We start from the raw sequence: 20,158 nt of genomic DNA, 5'->3' as shown, positions 1-20,158 counted from the left end.
TAAAGAGCATGGCTCAAAAGAAGAGAAGTCAACTAAAAGAATTATTCAAGACAGGTAAAAAGCCTTCTCAACAGGATTTTGCCGACTTTATTGATTCCACCCTCAATATAAAAGATGATGGCATAGAAAACCCGGCTGGGGCAGATACTCCCCTCAAGATTACCGCCCCCATCAAGATTACCGCCCAAGGTACGGATGAGAAACTGTTGGATTTTTATGCGGGTGACACGAACACTTGGAGTATTAATCAAAAATTAGGAAATAAGCCAGCTTTAAATATCTCTAATTCTTCTGGAGATAGTAAGCTTTTTATTGACAGCAGTAACGGGAATGTGGGACTGAGTATCGATGATCCGCCGAAGGCGAAACTCCATATTCGCCAGACGTGTCATGAAGATGCTTTACGGATTGATGATGAGTTAAAGAATACGATTTTTCTGATTAATAAAAATGGCAATGTGGGGATTGGGACGGATAGTCCAGATGCAAAGCTGGAAATTAAAGGAGATGAACCTGTCCTGAAGATTTGGGGTCAAAATAATGCAACCATTCAATTGCGAGAATCGACCGCAGCAAACGGGGGTTTTGACCTTAAGTACATTGGCAGTTCAGAAAAAAAATTATATATAGAAAGCTATAGCGAATGCGTTTCAAAAGAACAACATTTAACCATTGTAAGTGAATCAGGCAATGTGGGGATTGGGACGACCTGTCCAGATGCCAAACTAGAAGTTAACGGAAATTTAAAGCTAGAGTACGGAGTAGCGGTGAATGCATTTTCTTGTGATGGTACTCTCGAAGATAATAGCGATTGTGCAATACCAACGGAGAAAGCAATTAAAACCTATGCCGATACTAAAGCACTTCTCAATGGTTCTCCGAGTGAGGATTTTTCAGCAAACAACCTAACTGTAAATGGAGTAATAAAACCAAGTGCGGGTAATAGAGAAAACAAGGGTATTTTCTTTACTAAAGAACCGGGTTATGGTAGTAAAGATGCTGCCTGGATCAGGTATTACCGTTGTGGAAATTCAGGAGAAAATACGACACTGGAGATTGGAACATCTAATGATTGTGACGATCATATTGCCTTAATGCCTCGAAAGGGCAATGTGGGGATTGGGACGACAAATCCAAGGGCTAAACTCTCTATAAATGGCGGTTTGCACGTTGGTGGTGATTCCGATCCAGGGGATAAAAACCTACGGGTAGATGGCTGTACAACCACAAATGAATTATCTGTCTCAGGAAGTCTTAGCTTTGATACACCCACAAGACAGATAATTAACATGTGTAATAATAATTACGGGATAGGGATACAGGATGGCACTCAATATTTCCGCACTGACAATAATTTTGCTTGGTACAAAGGTGGTACTCATGATAACAATGAACTGAACCCTGGTACTGACGGAATAGCACAGATGGTTATCAAAGATTGCCATGTGGGGATTGGGACGATAGATCCAGGGGCAAAACTAGAAGTGAAGGGCAATCTCAAGCTACAACAGGGAGTAGCGGTGAATGAATTTTCTTGTGATTGTACTCTCGAAGATAATAGCGATTGTGCAATACCAACGGAGAAAGCAATTAAAACCTATGCCGATACTAAAGCGCTTCTCCATGGTTCTGTGAGTCAGAATTTTTCAGCAAAAAACCTAACTGTAAATGGAGCGATCCAACTAAGTTGTGGTGATGCTGCCTGGATCAGATATTACCGTAGAGGAGGTGAACCAGAAGCAAGGACACTGGAGATTGGAACATCTAATCATTGTCACGATCATATTGTTTTAATGCCTGGAAAAGGCAATGTGGGGATTGGGACGAGCAATCCAACTCACAAGTTTCATGTCCTAGGATCAGATGCAGTAGGCTTATTTCAATCTTGCACTAACCTAGCCGTCTTAGAACTTTCCACCAACGAAGGATTGAATAATCGGGTAGAAATTGCCAATAAACCTGGTGGGCGATTGAGCTTTTCTACAGCAGAAGCGTGTGATGTATTCAACCTCACCAAAGATGGTAATGTGGGGATTGGGAGGACAAATCCAGGGGCAAAACTAGAAGTGAACGGCAATCTCAAGCTACTACAGGGAGTAGCGGTGAATGAATTTTCTTGTGATGGTACTCTCGAAGGTAATAGCGATTGTGTAATACCAACGGAGAAAGCAATTAAAACCTATGTAGACACAAAAACACGTTTTTCTGGTTCTCAGAGTCAGGAGCTTTCAGTAAAAAACCTAACTGTAACTGGAGCGATACAACTAAGTTGTGGTGATGCTGCCTGGATCAGATATTACCGTCGAGGATGCGAACCAGAGGCAAGGACACTGGAGATTGGAACATCTAATCATTGTGACGATCATATTGCCTTAATGCCTGGAAAGGGCAATGTGGGGATTGGTACGGATAGTCCAGAGGCAAAGCTGGATGTGTCAGGACAAATTAAAGGTGGCGGGGTTTTGGCTGGAATATGGGCAGCCCAACCAAATACTGATGTTTCTATCACATGCGCGGGGTGGGAAGATGTTTCCGATACATCAGTTCCTTTCAAGCTAGATAGAAAAGCAATAATTTTTTGTACCTATTCCATTAATGTCCAACCAAATGGGAATTGTAAAGGTCGTAATCTCATTGCAACAAGGCTAGTCGTGGACGGTAATGGCTGTCCCCAATCTGGTTCGCACTTTCAAGCCCATAGCCCTAATCATCCTAATGTGAATTTGAATGGCAATCTCGTCTTGCCGCTTGAGACAGGTGAGCATACCGTTAAGCTCCAGTGGAAGAAAGTTGGCGACAATGTGGCAAGGTGGAATAGCAACCCATCATGCCTAGATGGCTTCGGTGGCGGAAGAACACTTGTGGTCATGGCATTTTACTTACCAATAATAGGTGTTTAGGAAATCATTAGTCATTTGACAACCAAACCCGCTCTAATCCCTCTTGTGTCACTCTCCGAGGATTAAAATAAAGACATAAATGCATACAATGTCTAGAAAGTGCGATCGCCGATCTTGTAGGGTGCGTTAGCGGTAGCGTAACGCACCATCTACAAATTCCAAAAGAGCCATCTTTAATTAGTGTATAAAAATGATTACCTTAGCTAAATGGTCAATTGAAGACTATCATCACATGATTGCAGCAGGTATCCTCAGTGAGCGTCATGTGGAATTACTAGAGGGAAAAATTATTGAAATGTCACCAGAGGGACCATTGCATCGGAAAATCAACGATTCTATGGCAGACTATTTACGGGAAAAGCTCCGAGGTTGCGCCAAAATCTACGAAGCACATCCAGTTACCCTTCCTGATTCTGAACCCGAACCAGATATTGCTGTTGTTAAATTGCCAGTTTCCTTGTATGACCATCGTCACCCTTCTGCCGAGGAAATTTACTTATTGATAGAAATATCTGACACTACCTTGGTAAAAGACTTGGAACAGAAGCGAATCGCCTATGCTCATGCTGGCATTTTAGAATATTGGGTTGTAGATTTGAAAGCTCAACAACTGATCGTGTTTCAGCAACCATCAGGGGATAGTTATCAAATCAAACAAACCTATAGCCAAGGAAGTCTCTCCCTTGTTGCCTTTCCCCATGTTGAAGTGTCAGTGGAAAAGTTAATATCAAAAACTATCTGAGATATAGCAATTATCATAGCTATGAGGTATACAATTTATGGATTGTAGGGAACAGAGAACAGGGAACAGCTTGTAGGGTGGGCATTGCCGACAAATAAGGAAATAGGTTGAATATTATCCTATGCAATGCCCACCAACACCTTAAAGTGCGATCGCATTAAACAACTTATCCCTAGAAGTGCGTACGCTCATGCTATAATCAAAACACCTAATAGTAAACGAGGAAGATTGTAATGAAAAATAAAGTCATAGATGTGACAGATCTAAGTCCGAAACAGATTGCTATGCTTGAAGAAATTATTGCTGCTTTTAAGGCGGTTTCTCAACAGAATATTTTTTCACAAGATATAAGTGAAAAAGAAGACAAAGAGAAAGAAGACTTGAAGCAACTTCATCAAGAGTTTGATTGGTTGGTTGCTGACCTTGGTGTAAAAGAACCACTTACTAGAAGTAATGTCTATGGCATCGAATAATAAAATAAAACGGTATTTAGACACTAAAATTCTGGTATATTCAATTGATTTAAGTAAGGATAATAGGCAAAAACATCGGGCAGCTTTAGAAATTTTAAGACCTAGTCAAATAGAAGTTATCTGTCTGTCTTCTCAGGTGATTGCCGAGTTTTATGCTGTTGTTACCAGTTCCAAATCTGTAGCCAATCCTCTGACTACTCAAGAGACAATAATGCGGATTGAAAGATTTCTGCAAATGCCCAATATAGAACTTCTCTCCATGTCAGATAATATCTTTAAGCAATGGTTTGAATTGCTCAAAACACACCCTGTAAAGGGTGCTAGAGTATTTGATTTAATGCACCTGGCAATTATGATATCCCATGGAGTAACCAGTATTTATACGTTTAATGAAGATGATTTTAATTGGCATCCTGAAATTGAGGTGATTGTGCCAAGTTATTAACTAATAATACTCCCCATCCAAGGAGCAATTCAGGTATTAGAATAAGAACTTGCCAAAACAGATAGATAAGACAACACAGAAGCTCCGGCAACATCATTTTTATGTTCCCTGTCACCCGTTGCCAAATAATCTAAAAAAGACCTATGATTCAAGCCCAAGCCGAACCCAAACTATACAGCTTTGATGAATTTATAAGCTGGTATCCCGAAAACTCCCAAGTCCGGTACGAACTCCATGATGGAGTAATTATCGAAATGCCCAAGCCAAAGGGAAAACATTCAAATCTAACCGGTGCCCTGATCGAGCAACTATTAATAATTATCAGGCAGATGGGCAAAGGCGGCATTTGGACTATTCCTAGAGAATCGATTGTCAAACCCAAACGCCAACAATCAGGTTATGAGCCGGACATCATCGTTTTGAACCAAGAAGTTCTTGGGGCAGAACCGCGATGGGAAAGCGAATCGATTATCCAAAATCCTGATTCGGTCAAATTAATCGTCGAGGTTGTTTCAACTAATTGGCGTGACGATTACTACAATAAACTTCAGGTGCGACCCGTGGCGAATTAAATTCGCCAAGGTCAAGCGCACCTAAGAGATTATGAGGAGATGGGTATTGAAGAATATTGGATTGTCGATTACGCAGCATTGGGGGCGAGAAAGTTTATCGGTAACCCTAAGCAACCCACACTGTTTGTTTGTACTTTGGTAGATGGAGAATATCAGATGAATCCATTTACGGAAAAAACGACCATTGTTTCCCCGACCTTTCCCCAGTTCAACTTATCTGCACAGCAGATTTTCGCTCTGGCTTTGTAGTGCAAACGCCGCTCTTGTAGGGTGCGTTAGGGCTTATAATGTAAGCATTCAGCGGTCAGCGGTCAGCGGTCAGCCGTGAGCTTTCCGTAACAGAGATTAAACGAATGTTTACCTGTTGTCTTGATGCAATAGCGAGTGGGGGAAACCACGGCAATAGCGAGTGGGGGAAACCCCCAAGACCGCGCTGCCTCCCCAAGACCGTAATGGTGCGTTTTCCGTAGGCGAATTAAATTCGCCACGGGTCGCACCTCTGCATCGCTTATTCAAAAGCTGTTCCCGTAGCGTGCCCATAGCCCATAAGCTGTTCGCGTAGCGTGCGCGTAGCGCATTAGCTGATAGCTGATAGCTGATAGCTGACCTTATAATATACTAAGTTCAGGTTTTGTATCCCAACCCAAATTGACTCAGAAGCAGAAATATCGGATATCCTACCAGAAATTCGCACTGAAACAAGTCGGTAACACCATCCCTATTAGTAACATTATTTTATTACCATCCACCATGATTCAATTATCACCAAAACTACTAACCTTTGATGAATTTCTTGAATGGCTGCCAGAGACTAGGCGCTACGAATTACATGATGGAAAGATCGTAGAGATGCAACCCACAGGAAAGCATGAAGATATTACAGGATTTCTTACCCAAGAATTGACCCTGGAATACACAAAAATGCAGCTACCCTATCGCATTCCTCAAAAAGCATTGGTCAAACCAAAGGACAAGGAGACTGGCTATAATCCAGACTTGCTACTCATTGATCGTTCCCATCTGGCATCTGAGCCTTTATGGCAGAAAAAATCAACGGTGATTCATGGAGAATCCATCCCTCTAATTATCGAGGTTGTCAGCACCAATTGGCGCGACGATTATGGCTACAAGCTCATTGACTACGAAGCGATGGGCATTCGTGAATATTGGATTGTGGATTATCTAGGTGTGGGTGGAGTGCGCTTTATTGGTCATCCCAAACAACCGACTCTCTCTCTCTATCAGCTTGTGGATGGGGAATACCAAGTACAGCAGTTGAGGGGAAGCGAGGTGATTGAGTCACCTACATTCCCAGAACTCAAGTTAACTGCCGAACAGATTTTTCAGGCTCAAAGGTGAGGATTAACTAGTGCGTACTAAGATCAGGTTTTGTATCCGAACCCAAACCCAAACACGCACCCTAATAAAATCTTGATTTTATTCCCAATTACCGCCGAGTTAAACAACCTTTTCTTACTAATGTAACCCATCATATTCAACAAGAAACATGAAAGAACAACTCGAACAACGCCTAACCCAACTCAAAGCCGAATTTGAATCAGGACAAAAAGTCCTCGCCGATTTAGAAGCCAAACAAGCAAATGTCCGTGAAACCTTACTCCGCATCCAAGTAGAATGAACCCATGAATATTGTCTATCAACGACAAGGCGTTGAATTTGAGTGGGATAGCAATAAAGCCCAGAGTAACCTGGAAAAACATGGTATTAGCTTTGAGGAAGCGACAGAAGCTTTTTTTGATCCCTTTTACCAAGAGGGAGAAGCAACTCCCAATAATATAGCCAATGGTGAGCAACGTGAGTTTATTCTGGGCTATTCTTTAGAACAACGCCTTTTGTTAGTTGTCTATGTGGAAAGAGGAAGGCGAAACCGGATAATTTCCGCTCGTCAAGCTACTCGAAATGAAAGGAAACTCTATGAACAAGCCTGAAGAAGAATTTACCATTAAACTGCACCCCCGTCCTCAAGAAAAAGTATCCCTGGATATTCCAACGGATACCTTAGCATCCCTCAAAAAAGTAGCTGCTAGTCGAGATATGTCTTGTGAGGCATTACTAAAACTGTATATTGGACAAGGGCTAAGAGAGGATTTAGCCAAATCATTTTCTAACCGCGTACTAGAAGCAACAGCACAGGTTTTAGCCAAGCATATTGACTCAGAAGCAGAAATATCGGATATCCTACAAGAAATTCGCACTGAAACAAGCCGTTAAGTAAGAGCGATCGCCGCTCTTGTAGGGTGCGTTAGCGGTAGCGTAACGCACCATCTACAAATTTCAACCGAACCTCCTTACCAAAGCAACGGTGCGATCAACGCTATAATATACTAATCCCAGGTTTTGTATCCCAACCCAAACCCAAACACGCCCCCTAATAAAATCAAGATTTTATTCCCAATTACCGCCGAGTTAAACAACCTATTATTACTATTGTAACCCATCATATTCAACAAGGAACATGAAAGAACAACTCGAACAACGCCTAACCCAACTCAAAGCCGAATTTGAATCAGGACAAAAAGTACTCGCCGATTTAGAAGCCAAACAAGCCAATGTCCGTGAAACCTTACTCCGGATCCAAGGAGCAATTCAGGTATTAGAAGAAGAGTTAACTAAACATAATGGTGCTGCATCTGAACCAGACAATTTGCAAGGATTAGAAACCGAGGCTTTAGCAACACACCTTCAGAACAAGGATTAAATGCTTTAGGATCAGGGATGAAGAGATTTTAGAGATTTCTGTGAGCGAAACCGTCTACATTGAAACCAGTATAATAGGAGTTGCCCACTATTTGTACACCTTATGAATTAATGGGAGAATAAAAATGTGGAGAGATGAAATTCTAGAAGAGATCTACAGAATTCGAGAGGAACACGCTAGAAGTTTCAATTACGATTTGAAAGCCATCTGTGATGACTTACGGAAGCGACAAACGGCAAGCAACAGAAAAATTATTTCCAAACCCCTTAGACGACCGGATTTACCTTTAATGTCCCAAGAAGGCTCACGCTCTATCCGATAGGAAAGCATAGTGCGTACGCCGATATTGTAGATCTTGTAGGGTGCGTTAGCGGTAGCGTAACGCACCATCTACAAATTTAAACGGAACCTCCTTACCAAAGTGCGTACACCGATCTTGTAGGGTGGGTTAGCGGTAGCGTAACGCACCATCTACAAATTTAAACCGAACCTCCTTAGCAAAAATAATGAGGTAATTACCATGACTCTTAAAGAATTAAAAACTCAACTCTTAGCCTTAACCCCTACTGAACAAGCTGAAGCAATGGAAATACTAACCAAAGTTATTAACAATAGTTCTTCGAGAATTACCAAAACCCCTGGGGTATGTGGTGGGGATGCTTGTATTGAACATACTCGTATTCCTGTGTGGCTGTTAGTCAGTTTACGCGATCAGGGTTCAACTGATGCTGAATTACTGGCATTTTATCCTCAACTTCGTGCTGTTGATTTAGTTAATGCTTGGGCTTATGCTAAGGCATATCCAGAAGAAATTGAAACAGCTATTCGAGAGGAAAAAAAAGCAATGGAGTCTACAATATAATCTATGGCACGTCTTTATGCCGACGAACAATTTCCCTTACCAGTTGTGCAAGTTCTCCGAGATTTCGGTCATAATGTGTTAACCGTTCAAGAAGCCGAAAAAGCTGGGGATTCTGATGCAGAAGTTTTAGCTTTTGCCGTAAACAACAACAGAGCAATTTTAACTCAAAATCGTCGTCATTTCATTAGACTTCATCTTGAACAACCAAACCATAATGGCATTATCGTATGTACGGACGATCGAGATATAAAAAGTCTAGCTCAACGTATCAATCAAGCAATTTCTAAAGAAGAATCCTTGACCAATAAATTAATTCGAGTAAACCGTCCACAGCAATAAATTACAAATAACTTAACATGACTGAAAACCTTACCATCTCCAACGCCCCCCCAGAACATCCTGGCATGAATTTCGCCTTATTGCGACAAGAAGGTATCAAGCACATCGAACGCCTAGGGGGGAAACTGTGGACAGACTACAATACCCACGATCCTGGTATTACTATCCTAGAACAACTCTGCTATGCCATCACGGACTTGAGCTACCGCCTTGACTTCGAGATGAAAGACTTGCTTGCACCTGCTCCTGGAGATGTAGAAATAAACAACAAGCAGTTTTTCACCGCCAGAGAAATCCTCACCGTTAATCCCCTCACTATTAATGATTATCGCAAACTTCTAATCGACATTGATGGTGTGAAAAATGCATGGGTTAAACCAATTAAGAATTCAGAACCACCAATTTATTACGATTCGCTTCTTCATACCTTAACTTTTGAAGCTTCTAAACGCACTCAGCAAGTAAACTTAAATGGACTTTATCGGGTACTAATCGAAAAAGACAAAAATGTCTCTGACGAAGCGAGTCTCATAGAAAAAGTAAAATCTAAACTTAATCAGCATCGGAATCTGTGTGAAGATTTTGCTTCAGTCGAAATCTTACCCATTGAAGAAATCACCATCAAAGCCGATATCGAGATTGAAGAAGGATTTGATGTGAATGAATTAATGGCACAGATATATTTGGGCTTAGATAACTTTATTTCTCCTCACCTAGAATTTTTCACTGTCAAAGAACTACTGGATCAAGGCAAAACTCCTGAAGCAATCTTTGATGGTGTTCCCCTGGAACATGGCTTCATTGACAACGAACAACTTGATAGTTTTATCAAGAAAGACCAACTGCACACCTCTGACCTAATTCGGATTATTTTAGATATTCCAGGGATAAAAACTGTTAGAAGCATTACTATTTCAAGCGACAAGTCATCAGAATCAGAAGAATGGGCGTTAGCATTAGAGCCTAATCTAACACCCCAACTCAAAGATATAGATGGCTTGACAAGTAACATTACCTTTTATAAAGGACAAATTTCGTGCAATCTGAACCTGGCTAAAGCTAAAAGTCATCTGGAATCCTTACAACAGCAAAACACCAAAACACCATCAATAAAACAAACAAAAGATATCCCCATCCCAGTGGGACAATACCGGGAATTATCTGACTATGAATCAATCCAAAACGATTTTCCTGCTACTTACGGTATTGGAGAAATAGGTTTACCAGCTTCCGCATCTCCCAAACGCAAGGCTCAAGCCAAACAACTGCAAGCTTATTTAATGTTTTTTGATAAACTTTTAGCTGACTATTTTGCTCAATTAGACCATGCTAAAGATTTATTCTCTTTTCAAACTAAGAACAAGACAACCTACTTTTCCCAGGATCTTTCTAACCTCCCAGGTGCGGCAGAAGTCCTAAATCCAGAGTCCAATTCACCAACAGATAAATGGAATGAAACTGATTTAGCAAGAAGAAACCGTTTTCTGGATCATTTAATGGCACAGTTTTGTGAAAAGTTCACAGATTATTCCTTACTTTTATATGATTCAATCCTGGAAGAAGAACTGATTGATGATAAAATTAGTTTCTTACAAAATTATCCCCAAATTAGCGCTGGGAGGGGTAAAGCCTTTAATTACACTGATTCCAGTCAGGTTTGGGATACAGAAAACGTATCGGGACTAAAACAAAGAATTTGTAGTTTACTAGGAATTCCTTACCATCGAAAAACTTTGGCTCTCTGCAATGAATTGGATGAAACCGAAGGATTCCATATAGTCGAACATATTTTACTTCGTCCTCGCAGCAGTAACGACCCCGACTCAGACGAGAATTTTTTAGAATTTAAATCAAACACAGATTCAAACACAGATTCAAACACAATAGATCCTTACTCTTTCCAAATCAGTTTTGTATTCCCCAATTGGCTACCTCGCTTTCAAGAAGAAAACTTTAAACAGCTAATTTATAACATTATCAGTGCCGAAATACCCGCCCATATAACCCCTTATTGCTACTGGTTAGACAAACCTAATATGATAAATTTTGAAAATGCCTACCAGCTCTGGCTAAATACAAAAATGGATAAAAAATCAACTAATAACCTGATAGAATTTTTGGTAAATGGTAGACTTGAAATACTACCATTTAAGGTTTTAGGATATATGACTATCGGCACAGATTTTGAAGTGATTTGTTAAAGCCTTTGGAAGTGAAGCAACAACGACATATTATAAAAAAACAGATTATAGAACTTAATTTAAGTTCACAACAAGGTGCTTTTGAACTGCAAAATGAGGTAAGTAGAATATATCGCCATAAAGTCCTCCCCCTCATTGATAATTTGTTGAGTCAGTTCAGCGATTTAGATACAATACATCGAATTAATACCCTAGAAATAGACCTAGGAAATATCGATATCAATAATCTAGAACAGGAATTGATTGACAAAATACTAGAACAAATTCAACAGCAATTAGCAGAACAAATTAGCCACTCAAATTATAGTTTGTCAACACAGCCACAACCTAAGACTGAGTTGGATAAGTCTTCACCACTGCTTGGTAGCACAGAGGGAGAGACGGGGGAAAATATAGGACAAAATAAAGTTACCTCTGTAAGTGCAACTCGCTATCAAAGACTATCTGATCAAATTGGCAGATCAGAGATAGCTAGTAAAAGCGCTTTACAACTAGAGATTTTAAGCTACTTTATCCAAACAGGTATGCTACCCTGGTGGACAGAAAACTTAAGCAAACAAGAGCTAGAAGACTATTGCGATCGCCTGATCACCAATTCCCCAAATCAGGTCAAGTCTATTGTTAAGCAAAGCTTCAAAAATCCCAAGCAATTGCAGCGCCTGATTTACCAATTTTCTGATTTAATACTCCTCAAAATAGCCGGATTGTTTACTGGTAATTTAGTCCAGTTTATTGCCGATTATAATACAGATATAAAAGCTGTCTTGGCACAGCTAGAGCAGACCATAAATATTCCGGAAGCCAAATTGAGATTGGAGAGATGGCAAGGAATATTTTTCAGCATCTCCTCAGAGAGTAAGACTAAAGTAGATAAACTCAAATTAGTCCAAGACAATTTATTACATATTGCCACCAGTAATCGGATTAACTATCCTGATTTTTTAACTAGTCTTGTTGCCAAGATAGAGCATCTAGTCAGAGCAGGAAAAGGATTTAAAAGTCAACTTCCAGAAATCTTAGATATAATCCAAATCCCTAACCAAGATGCACAGTTGATTAGAGCTGAAGAAAGAGCTTCACAACTAGACATTTTTAGCGACTTTATCCAAACAGGTATACTCCCCGAAAACTTCAGCAAACAAGAACTAGAACAATATTGCGATCACTTGATCACCAATTCCCCAAATCAGGTCAAGTCTATTGTTAAGCAAAGCTTCAAAAATTCCAAGCATTTGCAGCGCCTGATTTACCAATTTTCGGATTCAACACTCCTCAAAATAGCCGGATTGTTTACTGGGGATTCAGTCCAGTTTATTGCCGACTATAATACAGACATAAAACCGGTCTTGGAACAGCTAGAGCAGACCAGAAATATTCCGGCAGCCAAATTGAGATTGGAGAGATGGCAAGGAATACTTTTCAGTATCTCCTCAGAGAGTAATACTCAAGTAGATAAGCTGAAGTTAGTCCAAGACAATTTATTACATATTGCCAGCAGTAATCGGATTAACTATCCTGAGTTTGTAAGGAATATTGTTGCCAAGATAGAGCATCTAGTCAGACAAGGAAAAGGATTTAAAAGCAGACTTCCAGAAATCTTAGATAGAATCCAAATCCCTAGCCAAGATACACAGTTGATTATAGCTGAAGAAAGAGCTTCACAACTAGAGATTTTTAGGGACTTTATCCAAACAAGTATACTCCCGGAAAAATTAAGCAAACAAGAGCTAGAAGACTATTGCGATCGCCTGATCACCAATTCCCCAAATCAGGTCAAGTCTATTGTTAAGCAAAGCTTAAAAAATTCCAAGCAATTGCAGCGCCTGATTTACCAATTTTCGGATTCGACACTCCTCAAAATAGTCGGATTGTTTACTGAGGATTCAGTCCAATTTATTGCCGACTATAATACAGACATAAAACCGGTCTTGGAACAGCTAGAGCAGACCATAAATATTCCGGAAGCCAAATTGAGATTGGAGAGATGGCAAGGAATATTTTTCAGCATCTCCTCAGAGAGTAAGACTAAAGTAGATAAACTCAAATTAGTCCAAGACAATTTATTACATATTGCCACCAGTAATCGGATTAACTATCCTGATTTTTTAACTAGTCTTGTTGCCAAGATAGAGCATCTAGTCAGAGCAGGAAAAGGATTTAAAAGTCAACTTCCAGAAATCTTAGATATAATCCAAATCCCTAACCAAGATGCACAGTTGATTAGAGCTGAAGAAAGAGCTTCACAACTAGACATTTTTAGCGACTTTATCCAAACAGGTATACTCCCGGAAAACTTCAGCAAACAAGAACTAGAAGACTATTGCGATCGCCTGATCACCAATTCCCCAAATCAGGTCAAGTCTATTGTTAAGCAAAGCTTAAAAAATCCCAAGCAATTGCAGCGCCTGATTTACCAATTTTCGGATTCAACACTCCTAAAAATAGCCAGATTGTTTACTGGGAATTTAGTCCAATTTATTGCCGACTATAATACAGACATAAAACCGGTCTTGGAACAGCTAGAGCAGACCATAAATATTCCGGAAGCCAAATTGAGATTGGAGAGATGGCAAGGAATACTTTTCAGTATCTCCTCAGAGAGTAAGACTCAAGTAGATAAGCTCAAGTTAGTCCAAGACAATTTATTACATATTGGCACCAGTAATAACATTAACTATCCTGAATTTTTAACTAATCTTGTTGCCAAGATAGAGCATCTAGTCAGAGCAGGAAAAGGATTTAAAAGTCAACTTCCAGAAATCTTAGATAGAATCCAAATCCCTAGGCAATATACAGAGTTTATTAAAGAAAGGGAACAACTGGAACACCTATTAAGGGAATTGCAACACCTTGATTTAAATAGCCAGATATTACCCCAACATAAACAGCAAATTAATCAACTTAAGACTGAAATAGAAGTATTACTAAATGAAATCAATAATTCTGCCCAAGTCCAAAGGTCATCAGACCTGATTACACGCTTCAAACAACTACAGAAAAGTTGTCAAACTCTTAAACTCAACATCCAACAAGAACTCAAGTCCGAGCAAACCAGATTTCCAGATGTTGTCAATACTTTTAGTGACTCTGATGAAATCTACATTTACAATGCAGGATTAATTTTGATCTGGCCATTTCTGACTCGCTTCTTTGTCAAAATAGGATTGGTACAAGATAAGATTTTTATTAATACCATATCTGCTGAACGAGCAGCCCTTTTACTCCAGTATTTAGTTGATCACTCAACAGAAATACCAGAACACAGTTTACCTCTTAATAAAATACTATGCGGTATAGATTTATTAGAACCTATAGACACCAATTTAGAAATCACCGCACAAGAACGAGCAGAATGTGAAAACTTGCTATCTGCTGTGATTCAAAATTGGTCTATTTTGAAAAATACATCAATAGAAGGATTTAGAAGAGCTTTTTTGCAGAGAAACGGTATTGTGAGAATTCGTGATGGTAGTTGGCTGCTACAGGTTGAACGTGAAACTTACGATATTTTACTAGATAGAATTCCTTGGAGCATACGAGTTGTTAAGCTGCCGTGGATGGATAATATTTTATACGTAGAGTGGTAAACTGTAGGGAATAGGGAACAGGGAATAGGGAACAGGGAATAGGGAATAGGTATAGCGCTACGCGCAAGGCAAAAGGCAAAAGGCAAAAGGCAAAAGTTTACTAAAATAGCTTTTCAGCTTGTATCAATGTCCTAACCTTAATGCGTAGTGCTATAATAACCAATTTAAATGTGCGACAGCTTAGCCGGGTAGTTAATATCCAATAAATAAGCATTCAGCTGATAGCTGAATGCTTGAAAATGTTACTAATTTTTAATTTTTACCAATCAACTTTCAACCTGTTAACCTTCAACCTGTTAACCTTCAACCTGTTAACCTTCAACCTATTAACCTTCAACCAAATAACCTTAAACCCTCAATCCCCAGTAATGGACAAACCATCAACCCAGATTTTTGGACAGACTCCACCAGAGGTCAACTCAGCCTCTTTTTCCACATAAATAATGGATTTCAGCAGTTCCCGAAAATCTCCGGCTACGGTTGCGGAATCAATACTAGTTAATTCTCCTTTATTCACCATCCAACCATCAAAGGGTAGAGAAAAGGAACCTTCGAGTGCTTTAACTCCTGCATGAAGCGCATTCACTTCATCAATCCAAATCACATTCTCCGCTTGGTCTAAGCTGTACTCTTGTTCAGCAGATTGACCAGGAAAAACATGATAGAAATTAGGGCTAACTGTAACTTTAGCTCCAATATTTGCATGACCTGTTGGTTGAGCATTCAGGCGTTTCGCGGTGCCAGCACTGTGCAGAAAACTGCTTAACACCCCTTCTGTAATTATCGGTACTCGACGAGTAGGGGTTCCTTCTCCATCAAAATAGACCGGTGCCACATTCTCTGGATGTAGCTCATCATCACAGACAGAAAGCAGAGGAGAAGCAATTTGAGTACCTAGAAACTCAGGAGTCGAGAGGCTTTGCTTGTCTAGAATATTCTGAGCATTAAATAAATTAGAAAAAGCATTCAGTAAACTTAGGAAAGCTTCGGGAGAGAACACTACCCGATATTTACCGGACTTAACTTTCTCATAGTTCAAGTGACTGATGGTTTTCTCAGCAGCTTCTTGCAGACAAGTCTGAATATCCAGAGTTTCTAACCCTTTACTAATCTTATAGGCACCAGCACTACGGGGCTTTTTCCCTTCTTCCTCAGTTTTGGTATAAAGATAAATGGAAGCAGAGGAACTAGCTTGCTGGCGCAATGCCCCATCACTATTGAGATAAAAGCGCTCAACATCCCGTTGAGATAGTCCATTGTAAGGAACTCCGGCAATAGCCGAGTGAGCTTCCAGTAACTTTTTCTCTGAATCCAGTAGGGTTTCTACTAATTTAGATACTGGCTGTTGAGGCACTTGATTATTGGGAATCTCTGGAATCGATACCGTTGATTCAGGGCTAAAGTCTGGGGCGTTTTCCTTCACCCCAAAACTACTCGCCTCATAAGCGGTTTTTAAGGCTAGTTCCAACCCAGTTGGGTTTGTATCGGTAGTTGAAGTAATGCCTACTTTCTGGTCTTGATTCCAAACCCGTACAGTTACACCAGAGCGATTAGATGCCTCAACCTGTTTTGGCTCACCCTGGTCTACTTGAACACCAGCTTCATCCACTGCAGAGCCATAAATATCGAATTTTTCAATTCCCAGGCGTTTTGCGATCGCATTCGCCGAATCAGCTATCTCATTAATCTTGGTCATCTTATCTTAGATTGTGAATGTTGGGTTAACAAAAAAAAGAGGCATGATATCAAATCCGGTTAATCACTTCGGATGTAAGCATTCAGCTATCAGCTATCAGCTATCAGCTTATGCGCTACGCGCATTAGCTGAATGGTTACGATAAGTCTTTAACCGGAGATGATCGGATAACACTAGTCCCAAAGCCTGGCTGCTGGGGTAACTTACCGTCCACCAACGGTAATCGAATCTACCTTGATATGAGGCTGACCGACGGTGACATAAACACTGCCGCTAATGGAACCACAGAAACCAGCGGCTAATCCTAAGTCTTTGGAACACATGGAAATTTTATTCATAATTTCCTTAGCTTCCCCAATCAGAATTGCCCCTTTCAGCGGTTTAGTGACTTTGCCATTTTCAATCAAATAGGCTTCATCGACACCAAAGTTAAATTCCCCAGTAGCACCAACACTACCACCGCCCATCCGCTTGCAGTAAATGCCTTTATCGATAGAACCAAATAAATCCTCTACCTCGTAATCACCAGGGGCGATGTAGGTATTGCGCATCCGTGAAGCAGCAGCATAGGCATAATTCTGACGGCGTCCACTACCTGTTCTGGGGTGTCCAGTCAGCTGAGACCCTGCCCGGTCGGCGATAAAATTCTTCAGTATGCCATTTTCAATCAACAGAGTTCTTTGGGCTGGCATGCCCTCATCATCCATATCAATAGTTCCAAAGGCATTGTCAGATAACCCTTCATCCCAAGCGGTAAGGCTTTCGTTAGCAATCTTCTCGCCTTTTTTGTCAGCAAACGGAGTAGTTTTCCGCTCAATCTGGGTCGTTTCCAACAGGTGTCCACAGGCTTCATGGAAAATTACCCCACCAAAGGAATTGGCCATGATAATGGGGTAAGTACCAGACTCTACGTAATCCGCATAGAGCATCTTACCAGCGGATTCAGCAACTTCCTCGGCAGTACCATTATAATCCCAGGCTCTTAGAAACTCTGGGTTACCGGTACTACCAGCACGCTTGCCAATCGAAGAGCGATGGTCGCCATCAGCACATAGTAGGTTATATCCCACAGACTGAGTTAAACGAATATCTCTGGCAAAGGTACCATCACTAGCTGCCACCAGAACTTCCTGCCAATCCCGGAAATAAACAGCCCGTCGGGATTGGACATGGCTAGCCTTGCGCTGGAGTGCCCCATTGGCATCCAGGAGTACTTCTCCCATTTCTGCCATCGAACTGCAACCGGATAGCCAAGTGTCTTTGCCCTTAGCAGTAGCGTAATCCCGCAACAGTTCCAGGTTAGTTTCTGGGATAAAGGCATTAGGGGTAGGTAATTCCAGCCCTTGAATAGACAGGGCTTTCTCCAAAGCCGCTTTTAGCCCCGAAAAGGATAAATCATTAGTGCTAACATAGCAATCTGACTTACCCCGAAATACTCGGATACCAGCACCAGAGGTAAGGCGGGGAGAAATGCTAGTAATGGCATCATCTTCCGCAAGACAGCTGATGTAGTTGACCCTTTCTAGGAAAAACTCAATAAAATCAGCACCAGCTGCTCGTCCTAATCCCAGGAGGGTGGAAAGGGGAGCTCTCCAGCTTTCATCAAAGCGTTCTGATGTGGATTGGTATTCCAGAGTAGGTAGTTCTTTGGATAGAAGTAGGGTTGGGGGCATAGATAATTTCCTTATCCTTTGGATATATATCCTTTTGATGATGGGTTTTATATCTGCCAGTCTAGCAAAATCCTAAAAACTTGGTTGAATCTGGTTCCATACTATGGAAGATGATCTTTGTTGATTGAAACTTATTTATCTATTACTTAATTTCAGATTAGTTTTATGAAAACCAAAGGATTTCACCATGTAGCGATTATTTGCTCAGATTATGAAAAATCGAAACAGTTTTATGTGGAAATTTTAGGGTTTTCAATTATTGAAGAAACCTTCAGAGCTGCTAGAAATTCTTATAAATTGGATTTACAAGTGGGTGATGGGGATAGGATTGAGTTATTTTCGTTTCCTAATCCCCCTGAACGAGTTAGTCGTCCCGAAGCTTGCGGATTGAGACATTTAGCTTTTCAAGTCGATGATATTGAAGCGTCGGTGAATTATCTCAAATCCCAGGGCGTGGATGTAGAAAAGATTAGAATTGATGAGCATACTGGCAAGCTATTTACGTTTTTTCAAGACCCGGATGGATTACCGTTAGAAATGTATGAAATTTAAATAGAATCGGGAATCGGGAATCGGGAATCGGGAATCGGGAATCGGGAATCGGGAATCGGGAATCGGGAATCGGGAATCTGGGATCTGGGAATATAAATTAGTCAGCTGATACAGATTTCAATGACAGGATTTAAGCGATTGCTTTTTTGTTGACAGTCAACAGTAAAGTAATGAACTACTGTCGTTAAACTAAACCGTTTAGTTGATTGGCTTTGAGCATACTAAGTTGATTAAAAATGCTATAATGGTTTACTATAATAATAATTAAAATTTGAAAGAAAACTAAATAAAATGTCTTGGGATAGCTACATTGATAATCTAATTGCACAATCTAAAGATGCTAATGGCACTGTTCATGTTGATAAAGCTAGTATCATAGGTATTGATGGTGGTGCTAAGTGGACTACAGATGCTCATCCTAATGCCTTAAAGCTAAATCCTGATGAAAGCGCAAATATAGCTAATGCTTTTAAGTCAAAGGATTTCACGGGATTCATGGCAGGAGGTATATCGATTAAGGGGGAAAAGTATCAATTTTTGCGAGAGGAGGATGGCAAAGTTGTTTATGGAAAAAAGAAAGACATAGGAGCTGTTACTCTCCAGGCCAGCAAAACTGCTGTCGTTATTGCTCACTGTCCAGAAGGTTGCCAACAAGGAAATGCCAATAAGGCAGTTGCAGTAATTGCAGAGTATTTAGAAAGTATAGGCATGTAACGGTGAATCATGATCGGGTGCATTTCATATTTTTTACAAATATGAGATGCACCCCCTGCTGCCTGTTCCCTGTTCCCTAAAACCAAAAAATTACTTACTAGCTTGAAAACCGCTATCGAGTACAGCAATGACTCAAACAAGTGATCTATATTATCTGTATGATGTTGATAATGAAAAATGGTTATTAGAAACTCTAAAACTATTAAAAGAAAAACAATTAGAAAATCTCGACATAGAGCATTTAATTGAGGAATTAGAAGGATTGGGACGTCGATATAAATTAACAGTTGAAAGTTTTTTAGAGCAAATTATCCGACATTTACTACTGCTGAACTATTGGCAAGAGCAATATGACTATAATGCCAATCATTGGCAAGCGGAAATTATGAGCTTTAGAAGCCAAATGGACGAGTATTTAACTCAAAACCTCCGCAATCATTTACAAGATAATCAAGGCAAAGTTTATCAAAAAGCTTTAAAATATGTCATAAAAAAAACCGGTATGATGATTCAATTTCCTGAAGACTGTCCCTATACTCTCGAACAATTATTAAATCAAGAGTGGCTGCCTTTAAAAGCTGATATTGTATAGCTATTTTCCATTAACTGAGGTACAAATTTTCAGTTTCCGACTCCTGACTCCCTCCCCAAATGTAAAAAACCGACTCCTGTGAGCAAGACCG

The 20,158-nt window shown here is 40.3% G+C and carries 20 protein-coding genes and 1 pseudogene; 18 read left to right on the top strand and 3 right to left on the bottom strand.

Annotation, left to right across the window (positions count from 1 at the left end; translation table 11 throughout):
• Positions 1 to 8: 8 nt before the first annotated feature.
• From LYNGBM3L_RS46050 to LYNGBM3L_RS23430, 5 genes and pseudogenes are all read left to right on the top strand, one after another.
• Positions 9 to 2,900 (top strand): hypothetical protein, encoded by a 2,892-nt coding sequence (locus LYNGBM3L_RS46050; RefSeq protein ID WP_009149607.1) that lies wholly within the window; start codon positions 9 to 11, stop codon positions 2,898 to 2,900.
• A 190-nt stretch (positions 2,901 to 3,090) separates the two neighbouring features.
• Positions 3,091 to 3,642, top strand: coding sequence for a Uma2 family endonuclease (locus LYNGBM3L_RS23445; RefSeq protein ID WP_009149605.1), 552 nt, complete (start codon positions 3,091 to 3,093; stop codon positions 3,640 to 3,642).
• Between the two features lie 233 nt (positions 3,643 to 3,875).
• Positions 3,876 to 4,115 carry a hypothetical protein gene (locus LYNGBM3L_RS23440; RefSeq protein ID WP_009149603.1) on the top strand — a complete coding sequence of 80 codons (240 nt, stop codon included), beginning with the start codon at positions 3,876 to 3,878 and terminating at the stop codon, positions 4,113 to 4,115.
• The gene (locus tag LYNGBM3L_RS35490; protein ID WP_009149601.1) at positions 4,102 to 4,560 is read left to right on the top strand and encodes a type II toxin-antitoxin system VapC family toxin; all 459 of its coding nucleotides are present in this window, start codon (positions 4,102 to 4,104) and stop codon (positions 4,558 to 4,560) included. The genes LYNGBM3L_RS23440 and LYNGBM3L_RS35490 overlap by 14 nt, the downstream gene beginning before the upstream one ends.
• Before the next feature lie 143 nt (positions 4,561 to 4,703).
• Positions 4,704 to 5,381, top strand: a pseudogene (locus LYNGBM3L_RS23430) (Uma2 family endonuclease).
• Positions 5,382 to 5,443: 62 nt separating this feature from the next.
• Here the strand turns inward: LYNGBM3L_RS23430 and LYNGBM3L_RS44150 are convergent.
• Positions 5,444 to 5,620 (bottom strand): hypothetical protein, encoded by a 177-nt coding sequence (locus LYNGBM3L_RS44150; RefSeq protein ID WP_154659889.1) that lies wholly within the window; start codon positions 5,618 to 5,620, stop codon positions 5,444 to 5,446.
• Between the two features lie 262 nt (positions 5,621 to 5,882).
• Here LYNGBM3L_RS44150 and LYNGBM3L_RS23425 point away from each other — a divergent pair, with 262 nt between their 5' ends.
• The 10 genes from LYNGBM3L_RS23425 (at position 5,883) to LYNGBM3L_RS23385 (ending at position 14,840) form a co-directional block, all read left to right on the top strand.
• The gene (locus LYNGBM3L_RS23425; RefSeq protein WP_009149596.1) at positions 5,883 to 6,491 is read left to right on the top strand and encodes a Uma2 family endonuclease; all 609 of its coding nucleotides are present in this window, start codon (positions 5,883 to 5,885) and stop codon (positions 6,489 to 6,491) included.
• A gap of 148 nt (positions 6,492 to 6,639) precedes the next feature.
• Positions 6,640 to 6,771, top strand: coding sequence for a hypothetical protein (locus LYNGBM3L_RS48910; RefSeq protein ID WP_009149594.1), 132 nt, complete (start codon positions 6,640 to 6,642; stop codon positions 6,769 to 6,771).
• Positions 6,772 to 6,775: 4 nt separating this feature from the next.
• Positions 6,776 to 7,081: a BrnT family toxin gene (locus LYNGBM3L_RS23420; RefSeq protein WP_009149592.1), complete on the top strand. Its 306-nt coding sequence runs from the start codon at positions 6,776 to 6,778 to the stop codon at positions 7,079 to 7,081.
• Positions 7,068 to 7,364, top strand: a complete 297-nt coding sequence (locus LYNGBM3L_RS23415; RefSeq protein ID WP_009149590.1) for a hypothetical protein — start codon at positions 7,068 to 7,070, stop codon at positions 7,362 to 7,364. Before LYNGBM3L_RS23420 ends, LYNGBM3L_RS23415 begins: the two co-directional genes overlap by 14 nt.
• 244 nt (positions 7,365 to 7,608) lie before the next feature.
• Complete coding sequence (locus tag LYNGBM3L_RS46045; RefSeq protein ID WP_009149589.1) at positions 7,609 to 7,851, top strand: hypothetical protein; 243 nt, start codon at positions 7,609 to 7,611, stop codon at positions 7,849 to 7,851.
• Positions 7,852 to 7,975: 124 nt separating this feature from the next.
• Positions 7,976 to 8,173: a hypothetical protein gene (locus LYNGBM3L_RS23405; RefSeq protein ID WP_044494489.1), complete on the top strand. Its 198-nt coding sequence runs from the start codon at positions 7,976 to 7,978 to the stop codon at positions 8,171 to 8,173.
• Between the two features lie 198 nt (positions 8,174 to 8,371).
• Positions 8,372 to 8,713 (top strand): DUF433 domain-containing protein, encoded by a 342-nt coding sequence (locus LYNGBM3L_RS23400; protein WP_009149587.1) that lies wholly within the window; start codon positions 8,372 to 8,374, stop codon positions 8,711 to 8,713.
• Positions 8,714 to 8,716: 3 nt separating this feature from the next.
• Positions 8,717 to 9,052 (top strand): DUF5615 family PIN-like protein, encoded by a 336-nt coding sequence (locus tag LYNGBM3L_RS23395; RefSeq protein WP_009149585.1) that lies wholly within the window; start codon positions 8,717 to 8,719, stop codon positions 9,050 to 9,052.
• A gap of 17 nt (positions 9,053 to 9,069) precedes the next feature.
• Complete coding sequence (locus tag LYNGBM3L_RS23390; protein WP_009149583.1) at positions 9,070 to 11,253, top strand: baseplate wedge protein; 2,184 nt, start codon at positions 9,070 to 9,072, stop codon at positions 11,251 to 11,253.
• Complete coding sequence (locus LYNGBM3L_RS23385; RefSeq protein ID WP_009149579.1) at positions 11,247 to 14,840, top strand: contractile injection system tape measure protein; 3,594 nt, start codon at positions 11,247 to 11,249, stop codon at positions 14,838 to 14,840. The genes LYNGBM3L_RS23390 and LYNGBM3L_RS23385 overlap by 7 nt, the downstream gene beginning before the upstream one ends.
• Positions 14,841 to 15,195: 355 nt before the next feature.
• On the opposite strand, the gene LYNGBM3L_RS23380 is transcribed toward LYNGBM3L_RS23385, so the two are convergent.
• On the bottom strand, positions 15,196 to 16,536 hold the full coding sequence (locus tag LYNGBM3L_RS23380; protein WP_009149577.1) for a TldD/PmbA family protein: 1,341 nt from the start codon (positions 16,534 to 16,536) through the stop codon (positions 15,196 to 15,198).
• A 203-nt stretch (positions 16,537 to 16,739) separates the two neighbouring features.
• Positions 16,740 to 18,209, bottom strand: coding sequence for a TldD/PmbA family protein (locus LYNGBM3L_RS23375; RefSeq protein ID WP_009149573.1), 1,470 nt, complete (start codon positions 18,207 to 18,209; stop codon positions 16,740 to 16,742).
• 165 nt (positions 18,210 to 18,374) lie between these two features.
• Between LYNGBM3L_RS23375 and gloA2 the strand changes: the two genes are divergently transcribed.
• The 3 genes from gloA2 (at position 18,375) to LYNGBM3L_RS23360 (ending at position 20,067) form a co-directional block, all read left to right on the top strand.
• Positions 18,375 to 18,761, top strand: a complete 387-nt coding sequence (gene gloA2 / locus LYNGBM3L_RS23370; RefSeq protein WP_009149570.1) for an SMU1112c/YaeR family gloxylase I-like metalloprotein — start codon at positions 18,375 to 18,377, stop codon at positions 18,759 to 18,761.
• A 291-nt stretch (positions 18,762 to 19,052) separates the two neighbouring features.
• Positions 19,053 to 19,475 (top strand): profilin, encoded by a 423-nt coding sequence (locus LYNGBM3L_RS23365; protein ID WP_009149568.1) that lies wholly within the window; start codon positions 19,053 to 19,055, stop codon positions 19,473 to 19,475.
• A 127-nt stretch (positions 19,476 to 19,602) separates the two neighbouring features.
• Entirely contained in the window at positions 19,603 to 20,067 is a 465-nt protein-coding gene (locus LYNGBM3L_RS23360; protein ID WP_009149566.1) for a DUF29 domain-containing protein, read from the top strand.
• Positions 20,068 to 20,158: the final 91 nt, after the last annotated feature.

The organism is Moorena producens 3L (assembly GCF_000211815.1).
GTDB lineage: Bacteria > Cyanobacteriota > Cyanobacteriia > Cyanobacteriales > Coleofasciculaceae > Moorena > Moorena producens.
This window is presented reverse-complemented; position numbering and strand designations above follow the sequence as displayed.

Bases quoted from the DNA above. Each gene is read 5' to 3' on its own strand.
- LYNGBM3L_RS46050 (WP_009149607.1), top strand. From the start codon at position 9: ATGGCTCAAAAGAAGAGAAGTCAACTAAAAGAATTATTCAAGACAGGT.
- LYNGBM3L_RS23445 (WP_009149605.1), top strand. From the start codon at position 3,091: ATGATTACCTTAGCTAAATGGTCAATTGAAGACTATCATCACATGATT.
- LYNGBM3L_RS23440 (WP_009149603.1), top strand. From the start codon at position 3,876: ATGAAAAATAAAGTCATAGATGTGACAGATCTAAGTCCGAAACAGATT.
- LYNGBM3L_RS35490 (WP_009149601.1), top strand. From the start codon at position 4,102: ATGGCATCGAATAATAAAATAAAACGGTATTTAGACACTAAAATTCTG.
- LYNGBM3L_RS23425 (WP_009149596.1), top strand. From the start codon at position 5,883: ATGATTCAATTATCACCAAAACTACTAACCTTTGATGAATTTCTTGAA.
- LYNGBM3L_RS48910 (WP_009149594.1), top strand. From the start codon at position 6,640: ATGAAAGAACAACTCGAACAACGCCTAACCCAACTCAAAGCCGAATTT.
- LYNGBM3L_RS23420 (WP_009149592.1), top strand. From the start codon at position 6,776: ATGAATATTGTCTATCAACGACAAGGCGTTGAATTTGAGTGGGATAGC.
- LYNGBM3L_RS23415 (WP_009149590.1), top strand. From the start codon at position 7,068: ATGAACAAGCCTGAAGAAGAATTTACCATTAAACTGCACCCCCGTCCT.
- LYNGBM3L_RS46045 (WP_009149589.1), top strand. From the start codon at position 7,609: ATGAAAGAACAACTCGAACAACGCCTAACCCAACTCAAAGCCGAATTT.
- LYNGBM3L_RS23405 (WP_044494489.1), top strand. From the start codon at position 7,976: ATGTGGAGAGATGAAATTCTAGAAGAGATCTACAGAATTCGAGAGGAA.
- LYNGBM3L_RS23400 (WP_009149587.1), top strand. From the start codon at position 8,372: ATGACTCTTAAAGAATTAAAAACTCAACTCTTAGCCTTAACCCCTACT.
- LYNGBM3L_RS23395 (WP_009149585.1), top strand. From the start codon at position 8,717: ATGGCACGTCTTTATGCCGACGAACAATTTCCCTTACCAGTTGTGCAA.
- LYNGBM3L_RS23390 (WP_009149583.1), top strand. From the start codon at position 9,070: ATGACTGAAAACCTTACCATCTCCAACGCCCCCCCAGAACATCCTGGC.
- LYNGBM3L_RS23380 (WP_009149577.1), bottom strand. From the start codon at position 16,536: ATGACCAAGATTAATGAGATAGCTGATTCGGCGAATGCGATCGCAAAA.
- LYNGBM3L_RS23375 (WP_009149573.1), bottom strand. From the start codon at position 18,209: ATGCCCCCAACCCTACTTCTATCCAAAGAACTACCTACTCTGGAATAC.
- gloA2 (WP_009149570.1), top strand. From the start codon at position 18,375: ATGAAAACCAAAGGATTTCACCATGTAGCGATTATTTGCTCAGATTAT.
- LYNGBM3L_RS23365 (WP_009149568.1), top strand. From the start codon at position 19,053: ATGTCTTGGGATAGCTACATTGATAATCTAATTGCACAATCTAAAGAT.
- LYNGBM3L_RS23360 (WP_009149566.1), top strand. From the start codon at position 19,603: ATGACTCAAACAAGTGATCTATATTATCTGTATGATGTTGATAATGAA.